The organism is Delftia sp. BGA-UO-ETr-SB1 (assembly GCF_059567865.1).
In genome coordinates this window covers 950,839-969,984 of record NZ_JCAQOW010000004.1, presented here as the reverse complement: position 1 = coordinate 969,984, position 19,146 = coordinate 950,839, and the positions used below count along the sequence as shown (strand labels likewise).

The following is a 19,146-nucleotide window of genomic DNA, read 5'->3' as shown; positions in this document are numbered from 1 at the left end:
CAGCGATGTGGAGATATTCGCCCTCTCCTAGGGCCCGCGCCAGTTGTGACAGCTCCTCGCGCACGTCATTGGATTCAGCGCGGAGCTTGCTGATCACCATCTTGTTCACCTTCAGCTCGCGACAACAGCGGCAGGAAAAGTGCATCCACTTTCCATAGTCTTCGAGGTAGGCAGTGCACTGGAGGTTGCATAAGGGGCACGGGGCGTGGATGGAATCTGGCATGGCTGCACCCTGAAGAAATACTGAGCGAAAGAAACTCTGAACCTGTTGTACCGCACCTGTGACGTCCAAAACGAGATGACGAGGTAGGGGTTGGCCTAGGCGTGGCGGGCATGCTGATTGCCGCCTGTACGGCCTCACAGCCTGGGAGAAGATACATATTGGTACAAGAACCAAAATAACATTAGCATGCGCTCACATTCAACCAATCGAAAGCGTAGTGACATGCGAGTATCAATAACTCCTGCCGTTGCCAATTCGGCAGAGGGTCCACATGGATGAGTGCAAGCCGGGCCAGGACAGCGACCAACAACCCCAGTGGTCGCCTGCGGGTGCACTGGCCCTGCTTATTTTGGGGACGCTTGCGATAGCTGCGGCGATTTGGCTCATGGCGAAGCAGCACCGCACCCTGCCTTGGCAACTGCGAGCCGCAGCCATTGCCGCACCGGCGACAGAAGCTTCGACATCAGCCGCAGCTGCCGAAATGCAATGCCCAAATCAGAACTGGACTGCAGGCGAACGTACGTGATGAGCTTCTGGCGCAGGGCTGGGTTCAGAGACGACGAAGCCCGCCGAAGCGGGCCCGTACAGAACTTGGCCAGACCTACTTGCGCCCGCCCACGTAGCGCCCACCCTTCCCGCTCTTGCCCGAGCCGCCGACACGTGTGCTGCCTTTGCGGCCTGCGGCCTCGAAGGACAGGGACGACGCAGCGGACTTGCCCGAGGCGAACGTAACGCCTGAACCTTGGCTTGGCAACAGGTCGCCGGCCTGCGCCGACGTAGCTGCTGCCAGGGCGATTGCGAGGAATGCGATTTTCATGGAGATGCCTTGTTGTGGTCGTGCCATGCTATCGCTGGGCCGGCGCGTTGCACGAGGGTCGCTTTCCCTACTTGCTTAGACGTGCATCACGCCGCGGCTTGGCCAAGTCACAAACGACAACACAGCGCGGGTAGTTCACTGTGGGCAACTGGAAGAAGAATGGACCTCTAGGTCTACGATGGGTGCTCCTACACAACCAGCCCGAAAGGGGCAAATCGATGGAGACTCATTCATTCGCTGGGTCGCGTACCCTGGTGAAGGGCTCCTACAGCCCCGAAACCCATCTCCTTCGCCTGTGGTTCACGAGCAGCCCGGATCGCGCGTATGACTATCCGAGGGTGCCGGAACATACTTGGACCGGGTTGAAAGCAGCTCGTTCGCCAGGCGGCTACTACAACGATCACATTCGTGACCAGTTCGGGGAGCCGCACGATCCAGCAAATCACTGGCTGCATCGATAGCCGCCCTCACCCTTGAGAAATCGACGGTCCAACTTGTGTCTGGCGAAAGGGGCAAGTCAGGCCGGTCGGTGCCCACGCAGCCGCCGTGGAAGTCGAACTCGCGGCGCGCGAGCAACAGCACGTCGCGCACATAGGCCAGGTCAGCGTCAGCAGGCCGCACGCCCGCTTCAACCCGCCGCGCCCCAGCCCTCGCACGATGCACTGCTCTCAGGGCTACGCAGACCAAGACAAGCGCCAGGAACAGCGCACCAGAGAGGATGAGGGTGGGGAGATGTGCCATGCCCCAGTCTCTTCACTGGGGCCGCCGCGAGCGAACCCTACGCGGAGCGCTGCGGGCGTTAGAGCGGCGCCGACAGCTTGTAGCGATCCGTGCTGCTCGACAGGTATGACTCGTCGGAGCCGTCCACGCGCAAGGTCTGCCCGGCGAGTTTGAACACCCTCCCACCTTCAGCCTCGTAGCCTCCGCCTTCAGAGTACGTGCCGTGAGTGATCTCTCGGAACACCTGGACGGTAACTGCTGCTCCGTCAGACTCGCGAGTTGCGTGGATGGTGCCAATGGGTCGAAGGCTGGTTCGTGTCATGGCGTGCTTGAGAGTTGAGGAAGACCCAGTCTACGATGGCACTGACTCGTGCAGGGGTGCCAGCCTGGGACGTGTCCATGTGCAGCCCGCTGGCACCAACACTAATGGGTTTCAAAGCGCGCTGCGCTGTTGCGGCGAACCAGCGCGCCGCGACCATGCTACTCGCGGCCCTGGCCATCGTGCTGCTGGCCGTGGTGCTGGGCGTGCTGACGCTGCTGGCGGGGGGGGTAGGCCACAAATGAAGTAGCCCGCGTGCTGCGGGCTACCTTGGTTTTAGCATGCAGTCCTGTCACGCAGGGATGCCAGCATTCCCCAACCAATGAGCGCGCGAAGCCTGATCGCGCTGGCGCTCCAAGGCTTCCCGCAGTTCCCGATAGCAATCAGTTTCGACGGACGTTGGCTCTGGAGGGGGCTGGTCAAAACCTATGCCCCCAGCAGCCTTCTCCTGTAGAAGAACATCAACCAGTGCCAGGATGTTCTCCTGGCCGCGAGGTGCCGAAGCGTAGTAGTTCGTCATTGCTCACTCCTGTGTTTTCTGTCGACGCGTGCTAGGTACCGATGGTTCAGAGAAGCATCAAAATACAGTTTTCTCTTTATCCACACAAGCCCATCAGATTTGGTGATGAGGGCCACATCGATGGGCCCTCCCACCGATTGTGTCCGGTAGGTGACCTTTTCCTTGAGGGACTCGAGCATTACCAGCGTGTCGGCCAACTCCCCGAGTTCTTCCAATGATAGCCCGCCCACGATGTCAAGCAAAGGCAAAAGATGAGCCATAGACACATCCTTGATCCACCCTTGCATGAATTTAGGCATCTGCTCCTGCACCACCTGCTCAATCAAATGCTCATCTGCTTTATTCCCAGTGTTTGAGTAAAAGGTTGTGCAAGCCTCTTTTGCTGATGCTAGAAAATGTCTTTGTACAAAACTGTAGACATTAGAGCTAGCTCCAAGCATAAATGTCTCCACCATGGACCTTGTCGCAAATGGAGTAATGAAGCAGCTTCTCCCAGTGTGCTCCATCTCAAAACCCTCGCCATCGGTGAACAACAATTTCTCGCCAATAAATCCGTAGACCTTAATACTTAAACAACTCGGCAAGTATTGATCTCTGCCATAACCCGCAAAAACCAGCCCTGTATATGCACTAGCCAAAACTTCGAAAGGCTTGTAGAACAGCGTCGCAAAAATCAGCTCGACGATTCTTTCATGATTTACCTGGCCGCTTAGATGCGAATTTTCTGCCTGTGCAAATCTTGCATCTACCGCTCCTTGGACTGTACCTCTATGCTTCTGCTTCACAGCCTCGAGCCCCTCGGAGGTGAGCTGCTCAGAGATAGCTCCGCTACCAGAATCCCTGTGGGCAAAGTCAATGGTCCTGTCTATCGCCTCAGCTATAGAAATGCCTTCTTTATCGTGCATTAACTTAACCGTACCAATCACTCTCTCCAGCACATAATTAGACGCAGAGATTAAAGCAGACACGGTACTTAACTCCCTCACCTGCACAGGAACTAGTCCTGCGGACCTCATACCTTCCACGTACTCCCTAAAATCATCACTATAATTCTTTATTGTGGCTAAAGGATCTTTTCGTTGAGCCCTGTAATCTTTAATTAGCAACTCCCACGGGATTCCGGCAAGAGTTGAGTTATTAAATATCATGCACCCCACTGGATCAAAATCAGCAAGCTGAAAAATCTTATTAGCCCCAGTGGCGTAGGTCCTAGCTCCAGTACCTGACTGCGTGAAGGTCGCTGCACTGTCCGCTGCCAGAGCGATTCCAAGTCTATTTGCCACTGCCACTTCACAAGTCACATGCGCCTCCTATGTTTGATTGCCAAGAGCATATCTCGATACAGATGGACACATGGACGAAAATTCAGACTAGACCACAGGGAATTCCCTGTGCCAACGACTCTGTCAGTCTCATCCCTTTGCTAGAGTCAAATCAATCGGAGGAGCTATGGGCACTATTGAAACGATGAAAAAATTGTGGGCCACAGCCTCGCTGGCTGTGCTCTGTATTCCCGCAGTGGCCGCCGACTACGCCACCTGCCTGCTGGACAAGCTCCCCGGCGTGAAGAACGCGCCAGCCCACGCAGCCGCGCTCAACCTGTGCGCCCAGCAGCACCCAGACAAGTTCTTCGAGGTCCGCCGCGGCTCGGGCCGTGGCCTGCTGGGCCCGAAGTCACCAGAGCAATGCACGCTGGACAAGGCGCGCGACACGTCCTGGCAGCCGGCGGCTGGGATGATCATGCGCGCGTGCGGGTGCCTGTACACGCCGAGCGCGGGCCCGACGGACATGTGCGAGCGGTATCCGCTGTCTGCGGAGATTCGCGCACAGCACCCGGCCGTCAAGACCGATGCAGACCTACTGAAGCTTGAGACGCACTACAGGAAGATCTACGCCGCGCACCCAGACGCCGATGCGCTGTTTGCCCGGAAGGACTTCTGGGCCTGGGTGGCGCAAGACAAGGCCCGGGAGCAGATCCTGACCAAAGGCTCCACAGCCGATGTGGTCAGGGTGCTGGAGGAATTCAAGGGACAGCTCGACTGGTGGAAGCGCGACGCCGTCCCTCTGAATTAAGCCTTCCGATACTGCTTGCCATCGGGGCCGACATACACCGCGCCCGAAGGGAGCGCGGCAAGGGCGCGGCGGCCCGCGTCGTCGTTCGTGATGGTCTTGGGCCCGCCCGCCATACCCGCATCCACCCGCTGCACATCCCCTGTCGCCTTGTTGATCCGGTAGACGCTGGATTCCGTGGTGGAGCCGTCGGCGTTCTTGGTTGCCGGGGTGACCTGCAGTGCCCACTGGGACGGATCCGCCTCCCCGTTGATCGCGCGCAGGGACTGCTGGGCCTGCTGACGCTGCTGGGGTGTGGCGTTGGGATCGAGGAAGGTATTGCGCAGCCGCTCCTCCTGCTGCTGAGCACGGCTCTTGAAACCGCGCGCCGTGATCTCCGAGTCCGCCAGGCGGCGCTCAGTGTCCAGCCGCTGCTGATCCACATTGAAGCCGCGGGCTGTGCGGAAGGTGTCGGCCGCGATGCGGTCGCGCTCCAGTTGCTGCTGGCCGGCGGCGAAGCCCAGGCGGGTGTCGTAGCGCTGGGCCTCCTGCAGGCGCGCCAGGTCGCCGCGATCTGATGCGCGAAGGTGGCTGGCACGGCGGAAGCCGCGCGCGTCCCCGGAGCCCATGATGGCCACGCGCTGGATGGGCGATGTGGGTGGCGGCGCCATGGCGGCCTGCACGCGCTGCATGGATTCGGCCTGCTGCTGGCCTGCGAGGTTGTTCGCCGCGTTCTGGTTCTGCCAGGAAGGAAGTCCGCGCGGCTGGTCGCCCAGGGCCGCAGCCTGCGCGCTGTCGGCGTAGCTGTTCCCGCGGCGGTATACGCCCGGCATCACTTCGGACGGGGCCGCGGCATCCGGCGGGCCCATGCTGGCACCAGAGCCGGCAAGCGCCGTGCCGCTGGAGGAATTGCTGCCCGGAGATGCCGCAGGGGTTGTGGAGCTGGTCGTGCGGAGAGATGGCAGGCCGCCTACGGGCCGGTCAGCATGATAGGCCGCGCCCAGGCCGACGGCCCCCGCAGCTGGCACGCCAAGGGGCGCCGCAGTGGACGAAGCCCGGCTCGCAAAACCTGCTGCACGGCCAGCACCCAGTGCAGCATTGGCTCCAATGCCCGCATCCACGGCGCGCGCCACAGCGCCAGACGCGCCGGCCGCACCACCGCCCAGGGCGTTGAGGGTGTTGGTCACATTGCGGCCCAGCTCCGAATTCATCGGGTTGTCCTGGGAGCCGTCGGCAGCAGGCGCCGCGCGCTGGCCGTCCAGCGGAATCTGGTCTTCAGGCCGGCCGCCATTGGCGAAGAACACCTTGGGCTTGAAGCCGCGCGGCACCCATGCCTCTTCGGCGGCGGGTGTGTGGGTGGCATCTACGGCGGCCTGCAGCGCGCCCGCGCCGCCCATGGCGTGCACGGTATCGGGAGGAAGGACGAACTCGCCCGGCTTGAACATGCCGGGGATGGAGTCTGGCGCCTGGTTCTGGGCCTGCGCCTTTCGTGCCTCCAATACCGATGTGGGGCCGAAGCCGAGGCCGGGCCCCGGTTGACTCTCCTCCTGCTGCCCACCGCTACCGCGCGGCCGGAACCCCAGGCGTGGCTGATTGGCCAGCGCATTTGCCCTGGCCTGCTTCATTTTTTCGGGATCGAATCCACGCATGCTTTTCTCCTCCTGTTCTCACAGGGAATGGACGACCGTGACCTGGGGTTCGTCGTGGCGCGTGCTGCGCCGCAGATCGGAATCGGGCCGCATGCCGAAGTACCGCTCGAACACGGCATAGGCCTGGGCCGCGCGCTGGGGGTCGAAGCCTTCGGAATCTGGCTGCCCGAAGCCGCGATACAGGGCCCAGTGCACGAGATAGGGGTGATGGGCCTCGTGGATCTCCGGCTCTTCCACGGAACTGATCAACGCAACCAGCGGAAGGCGGTAGGCCTCCAGCTTTAACGTGCCGGCCATGCGCGGGGCAGGCGCCAGGCGCAGCCGCTTCTCGGTCTGGATGGCGTATCGAGGCAGCCCGGCGGAGGCCTCGCGCCAGCGCGGTGCCTTCTGGTCCAGGTGCTCGCGCGTGACCAGCTCGAGGCATCGCACGTCCTCGCCCGTCGCAGGGACAAAGCGGATGTCGGCGATCTCGTAGACCTTCGGATGCAGCTGATAGCTGACCTGTCCAGCCACCACGGGAATCTCGCACAGGCCCGGCGTGAAGTCGTCCAACAGCAGCCGGCCACGCACCGCAGCCTCGGCCTGGGCCTCGTTGAGCCAGGAACGGATGTCGTCTTGGCTCCAGCGGAAGGGCTCCAAACGGTCGTCCGCATCGCTGCGGAACTGGGCGACCAGCTGCTTCAGGTTCATACCGGGCCGTACTCGTCAATGAAGGCGAAGACCTTGGCGCGCATGTTCTCCAGCGTCATGGTCTTGGGCACCACCTGGTTGTAGGTGTCCTTGGCGAACACCTGCAGCCCGTCCTTGTCCATGTTGGAGACCTGGTCCAGCAGCTCCTGCCGGCGCATGTCCTTGGCACGCTGCTCGTCCTGCAAGCGCTGTGCCTCGGCAAGCTGGGCAGCCGTGTCGTCCAACGACATGATGGTGGGCTGCTGCTCGCCCTGCCCCGTGCCCACGTCATCCGCCACCGCTGCGCGCTGGAACATGTCGCCATGGCGCAAGAACTTCTTGGCGATGGAGGCCGGAAGGCCGCGCACCTGCTCCGCATCAAACGAGAGGCCGGTGCCATACAGGCGGTCGGTGTACGAGGGGCGGCGCCCGATGTACTGGACCGCGACTTTGGGTTCATTGGTCATCATGAGCCTCTGCGGTTCATGCCAGCGCGGAAAGAGGCGTCTCCGCCCCTTTGGCCGCGCGGCGGGGTCAGTCGATGCCCAGGCCTTCGCCGTGGACGATGAGATCCAGGTAGCCGGCCTCGGCAACGGCGGCGCCCGTGATGGTCAGCAGCAGCGTCACTGCGGCGGGGAACTTGGCCAGCTTCTTGGTCAGGTTCAGGCGCAGGTTGGCCACGGTGGCCAGGTCGATGCCCGCGCCGAAGTAGTTTGCGGCCTGGGGCAGCTCGGGACGGTCCACGCCGTCCGTGTACTCGAAGCCCAGCGAGGCAGTGACGCCCGCGCCGAAGCCGTTGGACACGATCAGAGACACCGCCTCGACCAGGAAGCCCGGCTGCAGCGTGTTGATCTGGACGACATCGCTGACGGCCAGCGCCGCGACGGCGGTGGAGCGCACGGGAATGCCCGTGGCGCCCGTCTCCAGCACGCTGCGGATGGTGGTCACATTGCCATAGGGGCGCGCGCCGCCGAACTGATTACGGTCGGCGCCGAGGATTTTGATCTTTGCCATGATTGGCTCCTTTGGAGGTTCAGGAAGTGAGACAGGGAGCCGCGCTCCCTGTCCCAGGCCTTACAGGCGGCGGCCGAAGATCGGCACCACGGTGTCGATCACAGTGGCGCCGTGGTCGGTGAACTCGACCTGATCGCCCGTGTTCACGGCAAAGCGGATCTTGGAAGCGCCCAGAATGCCGCCGATCAGCGCTTCGAGCTTGTCGTCGAAGTCGTCGTCCTCTTCCTTCCAGAAGTACGGCATGCCGTTGTGGCGGCTCTTGGCGTAACCCTTGGCCAGGGCCTGGCCGCCCAGCAGGATGGAGCGATCCACTGCGTAGTTTTCGCCGAAGGACTGGGGCACGATCACGCCGGCCTCGGTCTCGCTGTCAAACTGCGTGCAGTACTTGATCTCATCGCCTGCGAAGAAGCGAATCGGCTTCGGCATCTTCACGATCAACACTCCACCCCAAAGAGCCACTTCGGGGTTGCGGAACAACGGGTGATCCTTGGCGTTGCGCGCGCGGGCCAGAGCCTGAGCCTGGTATTGGCGGAAGTTCGGATCGGTGGAGAACTTCTCGTACTGGGAGGCAGAGACCAGCAGCACGCGGAATGGACTGTCCTTGGCCATCTCGTCGCCATCGAACTCGACAGGCGGCGGAGGCAGCACCATCTGGTCCAGGAAACTGCGGACAGCGTCCACGTTGTCCATCTTCATGATGTCCGCAGTGCTCAGGTCCACCTCGCCGGCATTGACCTTGAAGCGCTGCACCGAATCCCCGTCCACGATGAAGTGGCGGTTCTTGGTCGGCGCCTTCACGCGGTTGACCACCACCTTGTTGAAGCGCGGATCCGCCGCGAGGGGGATACGCCAGGTGATGTCATCCTGGAAGCCCCGCGCGCCTGCCATGTGCACGAGGGACAGTTGGTCCTCGTAGTTGTCCATGGCGCTCTGCAGCAGGGGCTTTGCCAGACGGTAGATATCAACGGGGCTGCGCACCTCGTCCATCACACCGCCAAGGTCCAGCACGAAGCGGGCCTGGTTCACACGCAGGCGGTCTTCGGACAGGCTCACGCCCTCGCCGCGGCCGGCCGCGTACTCACTGCCCATGATGGGAATGCCGCCCACCGGGTTGACGAAGTTGAACTTCAACTCGTCGCCCTTGCCCTTGCCCAGGTCCATCGTCTGGACGATAGGCATCGTGTTGCTCGTCTGGTTGGCAATCGAGCTGGCGGCTGCGTCGATTTTGGGGAACTTGCCCGTCAGGCGGTTGATGTTGGAATGGCGCTTCTGCGTTGCAGTGAAAACGCCAACGGCTTGCTCGACCAGCTTTTTCTGGTCGCTCGCCGACATTTGGGTCTTGCTCATGTCAGTCCTCGCTCAGTTCAGGTTTTTCGATTGAGGAACCCTTCGCGCTGCTCCTCCGTGAGGTCGTTCATCGCGTTAAAGAGGTCCGCGCCTTGGAGCGAATCCAGCCGTTCGAACAGCGTCCCGCCGCCAGGACGGCCGCCCGGGATGTCCGAGAGGCTGTTGGGCACGGGCACTTCGAGGGCCGCCAGCTTTTCCTTGGCGGCCTTGGCCGGGTCGTTCGGGGGATCCTTTGGAGCGAGCGCTGCGGAAGCGGCAGTCGCGGCCTTGTAGTCCTTGAAGAGCTCGATCACCTGCTCGGTGCTTCCGCCGTCCAGCACGCCGCGAGCGGCGATTTGCGCGTAGCTGGGCATGGCCTTGAGCCACGCATCAAACTCCGCGCTCTGGGCGATGGAATCCACGTCGGGGTGTGCCGTGTAGATGGCGTTCGTGTGCACTTCATGGGCCGAGGCATGGCGGTGCTGACGCAGCGGAGCCAGCTCGCGCTCGACTTCTGCCTGCAGTTCCGCCTTCAGCTCTGCCTTCAGCTGCTCGCGGGTGGCCGCGTGCAACTTCAGCATCCCGGCGCGAAGCCCTTCTTCCGAGTAGTCGCCGAAGAGCTCCGGGTCCGCACCAGCCTCGATGGCCGCGCCTGCCTGCGCCGCCAGCTTGTCTGTCTCGGTCGGGGCTTTGCCGTCGGCAGCGCGTTGCCCCGCCTGCGCCTGCAGCTCGGCCAGGGCGGCCTCGGCTGCGGCGGCACGGGCGGTCTCGCGCTCGGCCTCAGACTTCCAGCGCTGTTCGCCCTGGCGTGCCTGTTCCAACTTCTCGTAGGGGATGGTGTGCTTGCCATCCTTGGCCAGCACCACGGCATTTGCCGGGTCTGGCTCGGCCGGCGCAGCATTGCCCCCGGGCTTCGCTACTGCTTCCACAGCGGGTGCAGCAGGAGTGTTTGCCGGATCAGTGGCGGTCGCTGGCGCGCCGCCGGGTTCCTCGGACACAGCCGAGGTATCGCCATGCAACCCAGCGTTGAGCATCTGCGTCAACTGATCGGCCGACAGTTCGCCGCCCGCGCTATCCAAAGAATCCTGTTGTGATGTCGTCATGCCTGTCCCGCCACATATCGCCGTGGCCGCATGGGCCAGCAATCCGGAGCAGCGCCTGGGCGCCGCGCCATCTGCTCTTGAATCCGCAGCGCCGAAGCGCCGCAGTCATCGCCACAGCGACATGCGCCGCGGCTTGGAAGCAGTGTCAAAAAGCGGGGGAGGAAAGACCAACCCTAGACAGAGCGGCAATGAAAACGCCGCCCGAAGGCGGCGCTGGCCGAAGCCAATGGGATCAGCTGCCCTGCGGCAGGTTGTCGTCGGGCGCGGTGGTCTCGATGCCCTGCATGCCGCGCGACGGCTCCTGCGGGATGGGCGGGAATGCAGGGCTGGTGTTCTCGCGCACCTGGCCGATTTCGCCGGCCGCGCCCGGGCCGCCCGACTGCGGAGCGGGGCCACCAGCAGCCACGCTGGGCACCGGAAAGTCCGGATCATCACCACCTGGATTCGGCTTCTGGTAGCCCGCGCCCTGCATGATGGCGTCCGCGATGGGGGCGATGGCAGGATTCATGGCGACCTGGGCGCCGCCCTGCATCGCAGAGAAGGCGGCCTGCACGCCCACCTGCACGGCATCGGCCATCACCTTCTTGATCTGAGCATCCGTCAGGCGCTCCTTCATCTCCAGCTCGCGCGCCTTGAGGTCGTGCCCGGCCTTGGACAGTGCGGCCTGCACCTCCTGCTGGATCCGCTGCTCGACCTGCTCCGGGCTCTCCTGGGAGCCGGCCGCGCGCAGGGCTTCGATGATCTCGCGCTTGTAGGGCGTGTCCATGAGCGCAACCATGTAGGGCATGGCGGCCTGCTGGAACTGCGGCGGCATGGTCTTGATGACCTCCTGCATGGCATACAGCTGCTGCGAGCGATAGCCGGGCGTGCTGGGCACGTCCTCGAGCTGGACCTTCAGCAGGGTCCGCTGCACGTCGTTGCTCAGGTAGGTGTAGCCGGCCGGATCGGTCTCGATCTTGTTGAGCACCACCGAACGGTCCTCGGTGACGGCATCGCCCTCGATGATCACCGTCTTTTCCTTAGCGCCAAGGTCCTGGATGATCATGGCCAGCAGCATCTCTCCCATCAGCGTGCGCGCGCGGCGGAAGTTGCCCATGATCTCGCCCAGCGCCTGGTTGGCCTGCTCCAGCTGCGTGCGCTCCTGCAGGCCGCTGGTGGCGTTTCCGCGCTGGCCCGTGAAGGCCGCCGGCGCCGCGGACAGCTGCTCGAAGACCGCGCGACAGTCGTTCATGAGCTGGTGCTGCTGCTCGGTGAGCTGTACATCCCGCTTCACCTCGAAGCGTGCGCCCGGCTTGGCCATGTGCTCCTGGTTCAGCACCACATGAGCGTTGCGGCGGCCGATGGTGCGCCGCAGGACCGCATCCGGCATATCCGTCGCGCCCTTGGTGTTCTCGACGCGGTGGGCGGACAGCCCCCAGCGCATGAGCGCCGTCCCGCTGTTCAGGCTGTCCTGTTGGTAGATCAGCCCGCGCACGTAGCCATAGGGCACGCGCGTGGAATCCTCGCGGAATCCCCAGAAGATCACGTATGGGAAATGGCTGTGCGGGTATGGCGTGGGGCTGTCGTGCAGCTTGTGCGGACCGAGCCAGTAGCTGCGGCGCACTTTCGCCACGATGGCCTTGAAAGCCTTGGTCATACCAGTAGCCAGGCCATAGTTGTGGGCTTGGTTGCCCGCGTCGTACTCGACCACCCGACCGTCAGGCGACTCGAGGAGCACTACCTCAACCCAGCGCCGATACCAAAGCTCGGTCAGGCACAGCTGCTTGTTTGTGCGGTCATACCAGCGAGCCTCTTCCACGGTCCAGCCGCGCGCGTCCTGGTCGGCATTGGTCAGGCCCGTGGAACTGCCGCCCTGGTTCGCCAGTCGCCCCGGGTAGCCCTGCTGCCACCAGGTCGCGCCATTTCGGCCACAGGACAGGATCAGTTCGCGCGCCTGCGGAAATGAGCGCGCGATGCGCTCGGGATGCAGCCATTTGTCCCGCTTGAAATACCGCGCGTCGCTGAGATCCGACTCTTCGGCTGTCCAGTCCCAGCGCACCTCGCTGCGACGCACGACCGCGCATTTGTAGCGATATTGGGTGGGGTCGCTCACGCGCTGAACGCCAACGCAGCCAAAGCCAACGGCGGACTGCGGGCGGAATGCACCGCTGCAGGCGTCATCGGCATGGGACTTCCGCTCTGCCTCGTTCAGCTCGACGTTGAGAGCGTCGGCCACATCCTTGCTGCCCGTCTGGCCGTTGGCTGTGACTCGCCAGTCCGTGCGCGTGCTCTCCTCGTAGCCCGTGAGTGCGCGCAACGTGGGCCCAATGCGGTCCTCAATGGCCGGCGGAATGCCCTGCTCTTTCATGGCATTCAGCAGCTCGGTGTCCAGCTGCTTGCCATCGGCATAGTCCATCTCCTTGTCGGCCGCGATGCGCCAGGGCGGCTCCTCGTCCATCTCGCGCAGCCATTCCGTGTATTCGTGGAGCGACACCTCGCCCTCACCCAGGTGCAGATCATCATCCCCGGCATCCAGAGGACCCTCGGATTCGGGCGAGTCCACGTCCATCGTGCTGGTGTTAATCAATTGAGCCTCCAATCGGTCTCTTCGGGTTCTTCGTATTCGTGGCGCTTGCTGCCGGGCTCAGGGATGCCTTGGACAAAGGTCATTGCCACCGCGTCGCCCTTGTCAGGGGAGCGGCCCAGCGCCTTGCGGATGTCGTCCTTGGACAGCATCTGGATTGCCGCGACCCGGCCCAGTGTCACGACCTTGTAGCGAACGGCTGTCAGGTCGGCCAGCAGCTCAGGGTCAGGGGGCAGCGCGATGGGGTTGGGGTTCGTCGGGTCCAGAGCCTCGCACAGCAGCCAGTACATTTCCGCGCGGCGGTTCCGGAAGCGCAGATTGCCGGCCTTGGTCATGGCGTTGGACGTCTCCGAGCCGTTGACCGCGAGCACCAGCAGGTTCAGACCCACGATGAAATCCAGGGCGCTGGAGCCGATGCCGATGCTGTCCACGCAGATGCACGCACCGTCGCGCACCAGGGGCGTGACAAAGCCAGCCGTGGTCGGGCCGTCCTTGGTGACCGCGCCCGGCACGGTGATCAGCTCATCGAACCATGCGCCATGGCGCCGCGCCGCCGAGGTCTTGTCGATGCCGCCGCGCGCAGGGTCCAAGCCCAGGGCCGTCATGCCGCCCTTGGCTTCGCGCGGCTTCCACCGGGCCTGTGCTGCCTTCACCCACTCGGTGGGAATCACCTGCCAGGCCGGGTCCGCGCTGCCCGCGTTGAAGTCGCCGTTCAGCATCTTGCTGCGCAGTGGCTCGGGCAGGGACTGCAGCGTGGCCTTGTAGCCCGTGGACAGCAAGAACAGGTTGTCGTTGACGCTTGAGGGAATGAACGTCCGGCTCTTGGGCGTCATCAGGTCCGGGCCCACCATCACGGGCTCAGGACCAGGCACCTCCTGATCCTCGCCCTTCTCGTTGGTCACGAACCAGCGCAGCTCTCCCGGCTTGGCTGGATTCGGGTGCGAAGGCTCCAGCCACGGCGCCCAGAAGCGCTTCACCCATTCGCCCTCAGGCTCAGTCGGCGGATTGCCCGCGCACACCACGCGCTGGCGGATGGTCGGGTCGTCGGTGCGCAGCCAGCCGATCAGGGAACGGAACTGCAACTCGGTGAAGTGGGTGATCTCATCGAAGCCCTTGAAGTCGTGCGCGCGCCCCTGGTACTTGATCCAGTCGCCCGGCTCCTTCACGCTGCCCAGCTCCAGGACCTTGCCCTGCGGCAGCCGCCAGATGCCGTCCTGGCTGTTGTAGCCATCGCGCGTGCCCAGAATCGAGGTCATGCGCTCTTCGATGCCGGTCAGCTGCACGGACTGGCGCCGGAAGATGATGCTGTGCTTTTGCTTGGTCAGCGGCAGGCCCAGCAGCAGGTCGGTCTTGCCGCCGCCGGCCGCGCCACCGTAGAACACGATATCGGCCTCGGATTCAAAGGCCACGGTCTGGGGCCCGGGCTGCGGCAACCAGATGGGCGCATCGCCAGACAGCAGCAGGGAGTCCAGCTCCGCGCGCGTGTCCGCATCCAGTCCCTTGAGCAGATCCAGGATATCGGCCGTGGTCAGCGCGAGCGTGGTCATTTCTCACCCCGCTTCGCCGCGAGCGTGGCCAACACCATAGCCGCGCCTGGGCCGCCGTTGAGCATGGCAGCGAGCCGCACCGCCCGCTCGGCATCGGTCATCTGCTTGAGCGCGCCAGGCTCATCGCCTTTCTCGGAAAGCTTGTCCATGCCGAACGCAGTGCGCTCCATGTCCACCAGCTTCTGGAGGCTCTCGGCAAGGGTCTTCATGGTCTTGGACCGCTCGGACAGGCTGATGACCTTGTGGTACAGGTCGTTGGGGCGATCCTGCCCGTTGTCGTCTGGCTGCCGCAGCATCTCACCCAGCTCGTTAAGGAGCAGCAAGGTATCCGGGTCCGTCTGTTTTTCCAGCTCGTCCAACAGGGTGTTGGTGATGCGCCGCGCCCTATGAATGTCCCGACGATGTGCCAGGCGAACGTCGGCTACGGCTTGGGCGTTGGCATCGATGACGGCCCGTTCCCGAACCTTGGTATCCGTGGATACCTCGCTGGATACCGCCGCCTTGGATACCAACGCATCAGCCTTCGCCTGGATCTTGACGCCCAGGTCACGCTCCCACCCATCACGCTTGGCGCGCTTGTTGATGGCGCCATGGGTGATGCCGTGCTCGTCGGCGATCTGGCGAAGGGTCTTGATGCCAGCCCGGTAATCCAGCTCGATACGCTCCCAGTCGGCCGAGATGCTGGGCGCCGCGCGGTTGGCAGGCAAGGAGCCGCCTGCAGTCTTTCTGTCGGCTACTGGCGACTTGGTGGGAGCTATCTTTGGAGGAGCGGGCTTGACGACTGAGTTTTGGGCCATGCGCTCAGTCTCGAATTGCTAGATCTATCTGTCGAACCCTAGCCGGGGCGCGTATTTCCAACTATGCTTCATTCTCATGCCAAATACACAGAATACTGAACATCATAAATAATCAATTTACTCAAAATAATTATATTCTCACAATAGAGATAACCATTTATACAAACCGCCAACATTTGAATTACCACAATGATCTCACATCTTGCAACGCCAGACCATGAAGCATACTTTGATTTTTGCTCAAATATAATTATTCTTAATAACTATACTGCAAAACATTACTCCTCTTTCGAAAAAGCCATTAACTGGGAACCAGGAAATCCTATAGACTGGCAGACTATGGAGTATCGAGCATTACTTAAACATGAAGCGACTCATTTTTTAGACGCAACCACTACAGCATGGGGCGGCCAGTTCAACAATAGAAAACTGCGGATGCTACGCACTAAGCTCTCGAATAGCGATGATGCTATGCAGGCTCAGGGAGTATTTGCTTTGGAGTCAGGAGAACTTGCAATCCACAGTGAACTTATTGAAATTGGAAATATACCCCCCGCCGATTGCGACACAGTTCAGCATCAATTAATTCACACCAAACAATTTGGTCAAGTCATACTAATACATTATCAAAAAAACGGGATATGTCATCACAAGGTGCCACTCAGCCTACTATCTTTATTGGAGGCTAATGCTACAGCAAGTGAATATCTATCGCTCATTCAAACATCAGAATCGGCTCCAGATATTGTTGAAAGCACATTGGCAAAAAGAGAAATTGATAGAAGATTTCAAAATCTCTTGAATGATAAAGACCGCCTTGAGTACTCTGTACTTATTCATTTAACAAATATCCACTTTCCTTCTCTTACTATATCAGAATTGTTCACATTAATTGCAGCGCTATCTCGCTTTGCACTGGACTTATCTAGCACGGCCATGGCCGCACTAGCGAACGTGATAGAAGAATCGTTTCGCAACAAATATCTCGGCCACTATATTGCAATGGAACTTCGCCGGGATTCTCATAGAGAACTAATATTCTTTAAGACAATTTTCTTAATGTACGGAACACTATTAGATCTCAACAGCGCTGATAGAGAGGCATATTTAAATTCTATTCGAACCAACCCCTCCGAAACAATTAGAAAATCTTGGTCTACATACTTCAATACAAGCGTTATTCATGATCAATCTATGAGAGATTTGATATCGGATATACAAAGCGAACTTATTCGAGATGAGGGAGTACTCATGGACGGAAAGATTTTTACCGACAGCAGCTTGGCCAATCGCCCTTTGCTCGAACAAAATTCAATTGGAAAAGTCAGCTTTAAGGAGATAAAACTACTAAATGCATTACTTGCGGATGATACAGAATTAGTTTTTCCAAATCGAATCGATATCCACACTAAGAACTACGCCGATGATAATATAGAAAATCTAATGCTACTGGACAAGATGTACAGAGAGATGAATCATAATCGCTTTCACATTATCCCTGGAACCCAATTTCGCCACACCGAATATTGATAACAATCGACTGGCTATTTTCAATCAATCCAAATCCAACAGATCTTTCTGCCCAATATCAGAGCGCTTTTTCATTTTCAATGCTCGTATCTCACGCTCGAGGACCCTTCGTCTTAGCACTTCATTCAAAAGTTGGTCCTGCAATTCTGTGACGCGCGCCAGTGCAGTGTGTTCGAGCGCAATCCCTGCATAAGCCTGACCGACCATTCCGCCCTCGGTTCTGTTGAAATGGACGACATGCTCTCCAATCTCTAGGATTGAGCGCCCATCGGTCAGGTGGGTAACCGTCACAGCACGCGCCGGCCCGTGCTGGTGCACCGGCCGGTAGCACTGCTTCACCGCCGAAATCATCCCCTCGCCGCGCAGCACCTTGATGCGGTCGTCCACCGTGGTGAGGTTCAGGCCCGTCATCTTGTGGATGCGGTCGCGCGTCGGTTCCTCGCCTGCCTCGTGCAGCTGGCGGATCGCCTCATAGACCTGCGTCAGTGTGGGCACGGCCTCGACCGCGCCTGTGTCCGGATTGCCGCCGGCTGTCTTGTGGATGGTGCTGGTGGTGGATTGGTTCATGCGGTTTCACTCCAGAGTGGCAGGCGTTGTGGCCATTGGCCAGATTCGAGGATGGTGTGGCGGGTGATGCGGCCCCACTCGAGGCCATAGTCCCGATGGGCTTCGCGGCCGCCGTCAACAAGGCGGTATTGGTCGTAAGCGACATGGCATCCCTCGATGTCGGGGCGCGTGCAGCACAGGGGGAAGCCCGTGCGGTCGTCGGTCTTGAGCGCGAAGCCCTTGCCGAGGTTGAGGTGTGCGTGCTGAGAGAAATCGCAGATGCCGCACCAGATGCAGGGCAGCGCGGCGACGGCGCGGCGGTAGGCCTCACATTCGAGAATCTCGGCCTTGGGTACGACCAAGCCTGTGCTGGCTGCGCCCATCACCACGATGCTGGTGCACGCCAAACCGGCAGTTGCGCGGGCACTGTCCATGGCCCGGGCCGCGCGCTGCGCCAGAAGGTCCTCGCGGTCCTCGACCTGGGCGGAGAATGGCTGCCGCCGGCCAAAGCTGCGGCGCGGCCAGGTGCTCCGGTTCTGGATCATCGGATGTCGCCCTCCACATCCACCTGCACCAGGAAGCCGTGGTCGTTCATCACACACACGCGGGTCGGGCCGTGCTGCTCCAGCCTGCAGCAGCGGTTTTCCGACCAGACGGAGAAGCGGTAGCGGCCCAGGGCGTCAGGACCGTCGATGCGCTCGCGCGTTGTGGCGCCACGCCACAGGGGCGGGTGCTGGGCTCCGGCACGCACGGGGCCGCGCTGGCTACGGCGCGGAAGGTCGGGGCGGAAATCAAGCATGGGCACCGCCCTCCCCTGCGCCGGCATCGAAGTCCTGCACCTCCATGCCCAGATCCAGGGCCAGGCCGTGTTCCACGCGCGCGCCCTTGGAGCCGCGCCAGCCGGGCAGCATGTAGACCGCATCGCAGGTGCACAGCTGCGGCAGCGCAAGGCGCATGTAGCCGGCCCAACTGCCGCACGCTGGCGCGGGGTTCTCGGCCGGGTTCTCTACGTGATGGCCCTGGGCGCGCAGCGTGGCGGCGGCGCGGTTGAAGGCCGGGTAGTTGAACTCGGGCATCCCGGACATCGGGCCGGCGATGTAGATGCGCTTCATGGCCGGGCCCTCCGGAAGGACCACGCGATCATTGCGGCGTCACGCTGGTGCTGATTGCTGCGGCCGGCCCAGCCGGTCAGGCGGCTGAAGGTGGCGGCATCGATCTTGGCGCCGTGGGCACCGCCGGCCTTCGCGCTGGGCGGCATGCCGAAGCAGCCAATGCCAAGGCTGGCGCACAGGGTCTCGATCAGCACGCACCATGCGTCGATCTCGCCCACGTTGCGCGCCATCTTGGCCCGCGCCGCGGCGCTGCCCTGGCCGGTCCAGGTCTTCCGGGCCTTGCGGCTGTCCTCGAAGATCACAAGCGTGGGCGCCCTACCCTGCAGCGTCTGCAGGATCTGCGCAGGCGCAATCTCCTCCAGGCCCTGCAGCTGGCCATCCACGATCCAGGCCAGGCCCGTGTGCTTGCCCGGGTCCATGCCCAGCATCGTGATCGGGCCCTGATGCCCAGCCGGCACCGTCACGCGCGGGGCGGCGGGCGCCAGGCGAGCGCCTGCAGCTGCTGCACCACCTGCTGCTCGATGTCCACGAACAGCCGGGACTCGTCCCTGTCCAGCTCCCTGGCCCTGGCCTTGACGTACTCCCACCACCCGGGTTGCTGGGCCAGCTTGACGAGGTGCGCCACGGCTTCCCCGCTGAGAT

At 61.8% G+C, this 19,146-nt stretch carries 22 protein-coding genes; 4 read left to right on the top strand and 18 right to left on the bottom strand.

Translation table 11 applies throughout. The features are described from left to right. Positions 1-824: 824 nt before the first annotated feature. Positions 825-1,040, bottom strand: a complete 216-nt coding sequence (locus AC57B5_RS04895; RefSeq protein WP_496398891.1) for a hypothetical protein — start codon at positions 1,038-1,040, stop codon at positions 825-827. A 218-nt stretch (positions 1,041-1,258) separates the two neighbouring features. On the opposite strand from AC57B5_RS04895, the gene AC57B5_RS04890 reads away from it, so the two are divergent. Further along, the gene (locus tag AC57B5_RS04890; protein ID WP_496398890.1) at positions 1,259-1,501 is read left to right on the top strand and encodes a KTSC domain-containing protein; all 243 of its coding nucleotides are present in this window, start codon (positions 1,259-1,261) and stop codon (positions 1,499-1,501) included. A 685-nt stretch (positions 1,502-2,186) separates the two neighbouring features. Then, positions 2,187-2,324, top strand: coding sequence for a hypothetical protein (locus tag AC57B5_RS04885; protein WP_496398889.1), 138 nt, complete (start codon positions 2,187-2,189; stop codon positions 2,322-2,324). Positions 2,325-2,371: 47 nt separating this feature from the next. On the opposite strand, the gene AC57B5_RS04880 is transcribed toward AC57B5_RS04885, so the two are convergent. Further along, positions 2,372-2,599: a hypothetical protein gene (locus tag AC57B5_RS04880; RefSeq protein ID WP_496398888.1), complete on the bottom strand. Its 228-nt coding sequence runs from the start codon at positions 2,597-2,599 to the stop codon at positions 2,372-2,374. Beyond that, positions 2,596-3,900, bottom strand: coding sequence for a hypothetical protein (locus AC57B5_RS04875; protein WP_496398887.1), 1,305 nt, complete (start codon positions 3,898-3,900; stop codon positions 2,596-2,598). Before AC57B5_RS04875 ends, AC57B5_RS04880 begins: the two co-directional genes overlap by 4 nt. Before the next feature lie 148 nt (positions 3,901-4,048). Between AC57B5_RS04875 and AC57B5_RS04870 the strand changes: the two genes are divergently transcribed. Then, entirely contained in the window at positions 4,049-4,672 is a 624-nt protein-coding gene (locus AC57B5_RS04870; protein WP_496398886.1) for a hypothetical protein, read from the top strand. On the opposite strand, the gene AC57B5_RS04865 is transcribed toward AC57B5_RS04870, so the two are convergent. The 9 genes from AC57B5_RS04865 to AC57B5_RS04825 form a co-directional block, all read right to left on the bottom strand. Further along, on the bottom strand, positions 4,669-6,297 hold the full coding sequence (locus AC57B5_RS04865) for a hypothetical protein (protein ID WP_496398885.1): 1,629 nt from the start codon (positions 6,295-6,297) through the stop codon (positions 4,669-4,671). The genes AC57B5_RS04870 and AC57B5_RS04865 overlap by 4 nt on opposite strands. A gap of 18 nt (positions 6,298-6,315) precedes the next feature. Continuing rightward, positions 6,316-6,987: a phage adaptor protein gene (locus AC57B5_RS04860; RefSeq protein ID WP_496398884.1), complete on the bottom strand. Its 672-nt coding sequence runs from the start codon at positions 6,985-6,987 to the stop codon at positions 6,316-6,318. Then, positions 6,984-7,436 carry a hypothetical protein gene (locus AC57B5_RS04855; RefSeq protein ID WP_496398883.1) on the bottom strand — a complete coding sequence of 151 codons (453 nt, stop codon included), beginning with the start codon at positions 7,434-7,436 and terminating at the stop codon, positions 6,984-6,986. Before AC57B5_RS04855 ends, AC57B5_RS04860 begins: the two co-directional genes overlap by 4 nt. A gap of 64 nt (positions 7,437-7,500) precedes the next feature. Next, complete coding sequence (locus AC57B5_RS04850; protein WP_496398882.1) at positions 7,501-7,980, bottom strand: hypothetical protein; 480 nt, start codon at positions 7,978-7,980, stop codon at positions 7,501-7,503. Between the two features lie 60 nt (positions 7,981-8,040). Continuing rightward, positions 8,041-9,327: a phage capsid family protein gene (locus AC57B5_RS04845; protein ID WP_496398881.1), complete on the bottom strand. Its 1,287-nt coding sequence runs from the start codon at positions 9,325-9,327 to the stop codon at positions 8,041-8,043. Between the two features lie 17 nt (positions 9,328-9,344). Then, positions 9,345-10,409 (bottom strand): hypothetical protein, encoded by a 1,065-nt coding sequence (locus AC57B5_RS04840; protein WP_496398880.1) that lies wholly within the window; start codon positions 10,407-10,409, stop codon positions 9,345-9,347. A gap of 232 nt (positions 10,410-10,641) precedes the next feature. Then, complete coding sequence (locus tag AC57B5_RS04835; protein ID WP_496398879.1) at positions 10,642-12,975, bottom strand: portal protein; 2,334 nt, start codon at positions 12,973-12,975, stop codon at positions 10,642-10,644. After that, positions 12,972-14,519, bottom strand: a complete 1,548-nt coding sequence (locus AC57B5_RS04830; protein ID WP_496398878.1) for a terminase — start codon at positions 14,517-14,519, stop codon at positions 12,972-12,974. The genes AC57B5_RS04835 and AC57B5_RS04830 overlap by 4 nt, the downstream gene beginning before the upstream one ends. Then, complete coding sequence (locus tag AC57B5_RS04825; protein WP_496398877.1) at positions 14,516-15,226, bottom strand: hypothetical protein; 711 nt, start codon at positions 15,224-15,226, stop codon at positions 14,516-14,518. The genes AC57B5_RS04830 and AC57B5_RS04825 overlap by 4 nt, the downstream gene beginning before the upstream one ends. A gap of 279 nt (positions 15,227-15,505) precedes the next feature. Here AC57B5_RS04825 and AC57B5_RS04820 point away from each other — a divergent pair, with 279 nt between their 5' ends. Beyond that, the gene (locus AC57B5_RS04820) at positions 15,506-16,846 is read left to right on the top strand and encodes a hypothetical protein (RefSeq protein ID WP_496398876.1); all 1,341 of its coding nucleotides are present in this window, start codon (positions 15,506-15,508) and stop codon (positions 16,844-16,846) included. Between the two features lie 24 nt (positions 16,847-16,870). Here AC57B5_RS04820 and AC57B5_RS04815 read toward each other — a convergent pair whose 3' ends face one another. From AC57B5_RS04815 to AC57B5_RS04790, 6 genes are read right to left on the bottom strand one after another with little or no spacing between them, the layout of a single operon-like run. After that, positions 16,871-17,413: a hypothetical protein gene (locus AC57B5_RS04815; RefSeq protein WP_496398875.1), complete on the bottom strand. Its 543-nt coding sequence runs from the start codon at positions 17,411-17,413 to the stop codon at positions 16,871-16,873. Further along, positions 17,410-17,937 carry a hypothetical protein gene (locus AC57B5_RS04810; RefSeq protein ID WP_496398874.1) on the bottom strand — a complete coding sequence of 176 codons (528 nt, stop codon included), beginning with the start codon at positions 17,935-17,937 and terminating at the stop codon, positions 17,410-17,412. Before AC57B5_RS04810 ends, AC57B5_RS04815 begins: the two co-directional genes overlap by 4 nt. Then, positions 17,934-18,191 (bottom strand): hypothetical protein, encoded by a 258-nt coding sequence (locus tag AC57B5_RS04805; protein ID WP_496398873.1) that lies wholly within the window; start codon positions 18,189-18,191, stop codon positions 17,934-17,936. Before AC57B5_RS04805 ends, AC57B5_RS04810 begins: the two co-directional genes overlap by 4 nt. Beyond that, positions 18,184-18,504, bottom strand: coding sequence for a DUF4406 domain-containing protein (locus AC57B5_RS04800; RefSeq protein WP_496398872.1), 321 nt, complete (start codon positions 18,502-18,504; stop codon positions 18,184-18,186). The genes AC57B5_RS04805 and AC57B5_RS04800 overlap by 8 nt, the downstream gene beginning before the upstream one ends. Next, positions 18,501-18,923 (bottom strand): hypothetical protein, encoded by a 423-nt coding sequence (locus AC57B5_RS04795; RefSeq protein ID WP_496398871.1) that lies wholly within the window; start codon positions 18,921-18,923, stop codon positions 18,501-18,503. Before AC57B5_RS04795 ends, AC57B5_RS04800 begins: the two co-directional genes overlap by 4 nt. 41 nt (positions 18,924-18,964) lie before the next feature. Further along, positions 18,965-19,129: a hypothetical protein gene (locus tag AC57B5_RS04790; protein ID WP_180319365.1), complete on the bottom strand. Its 165-nt coding sequence runs from the start codon at positions 19,127-19,129 to the stop codon at positions 18,965-18,967. Positions 19,130-19,146 lie beyond the last annotated feature (17 nt).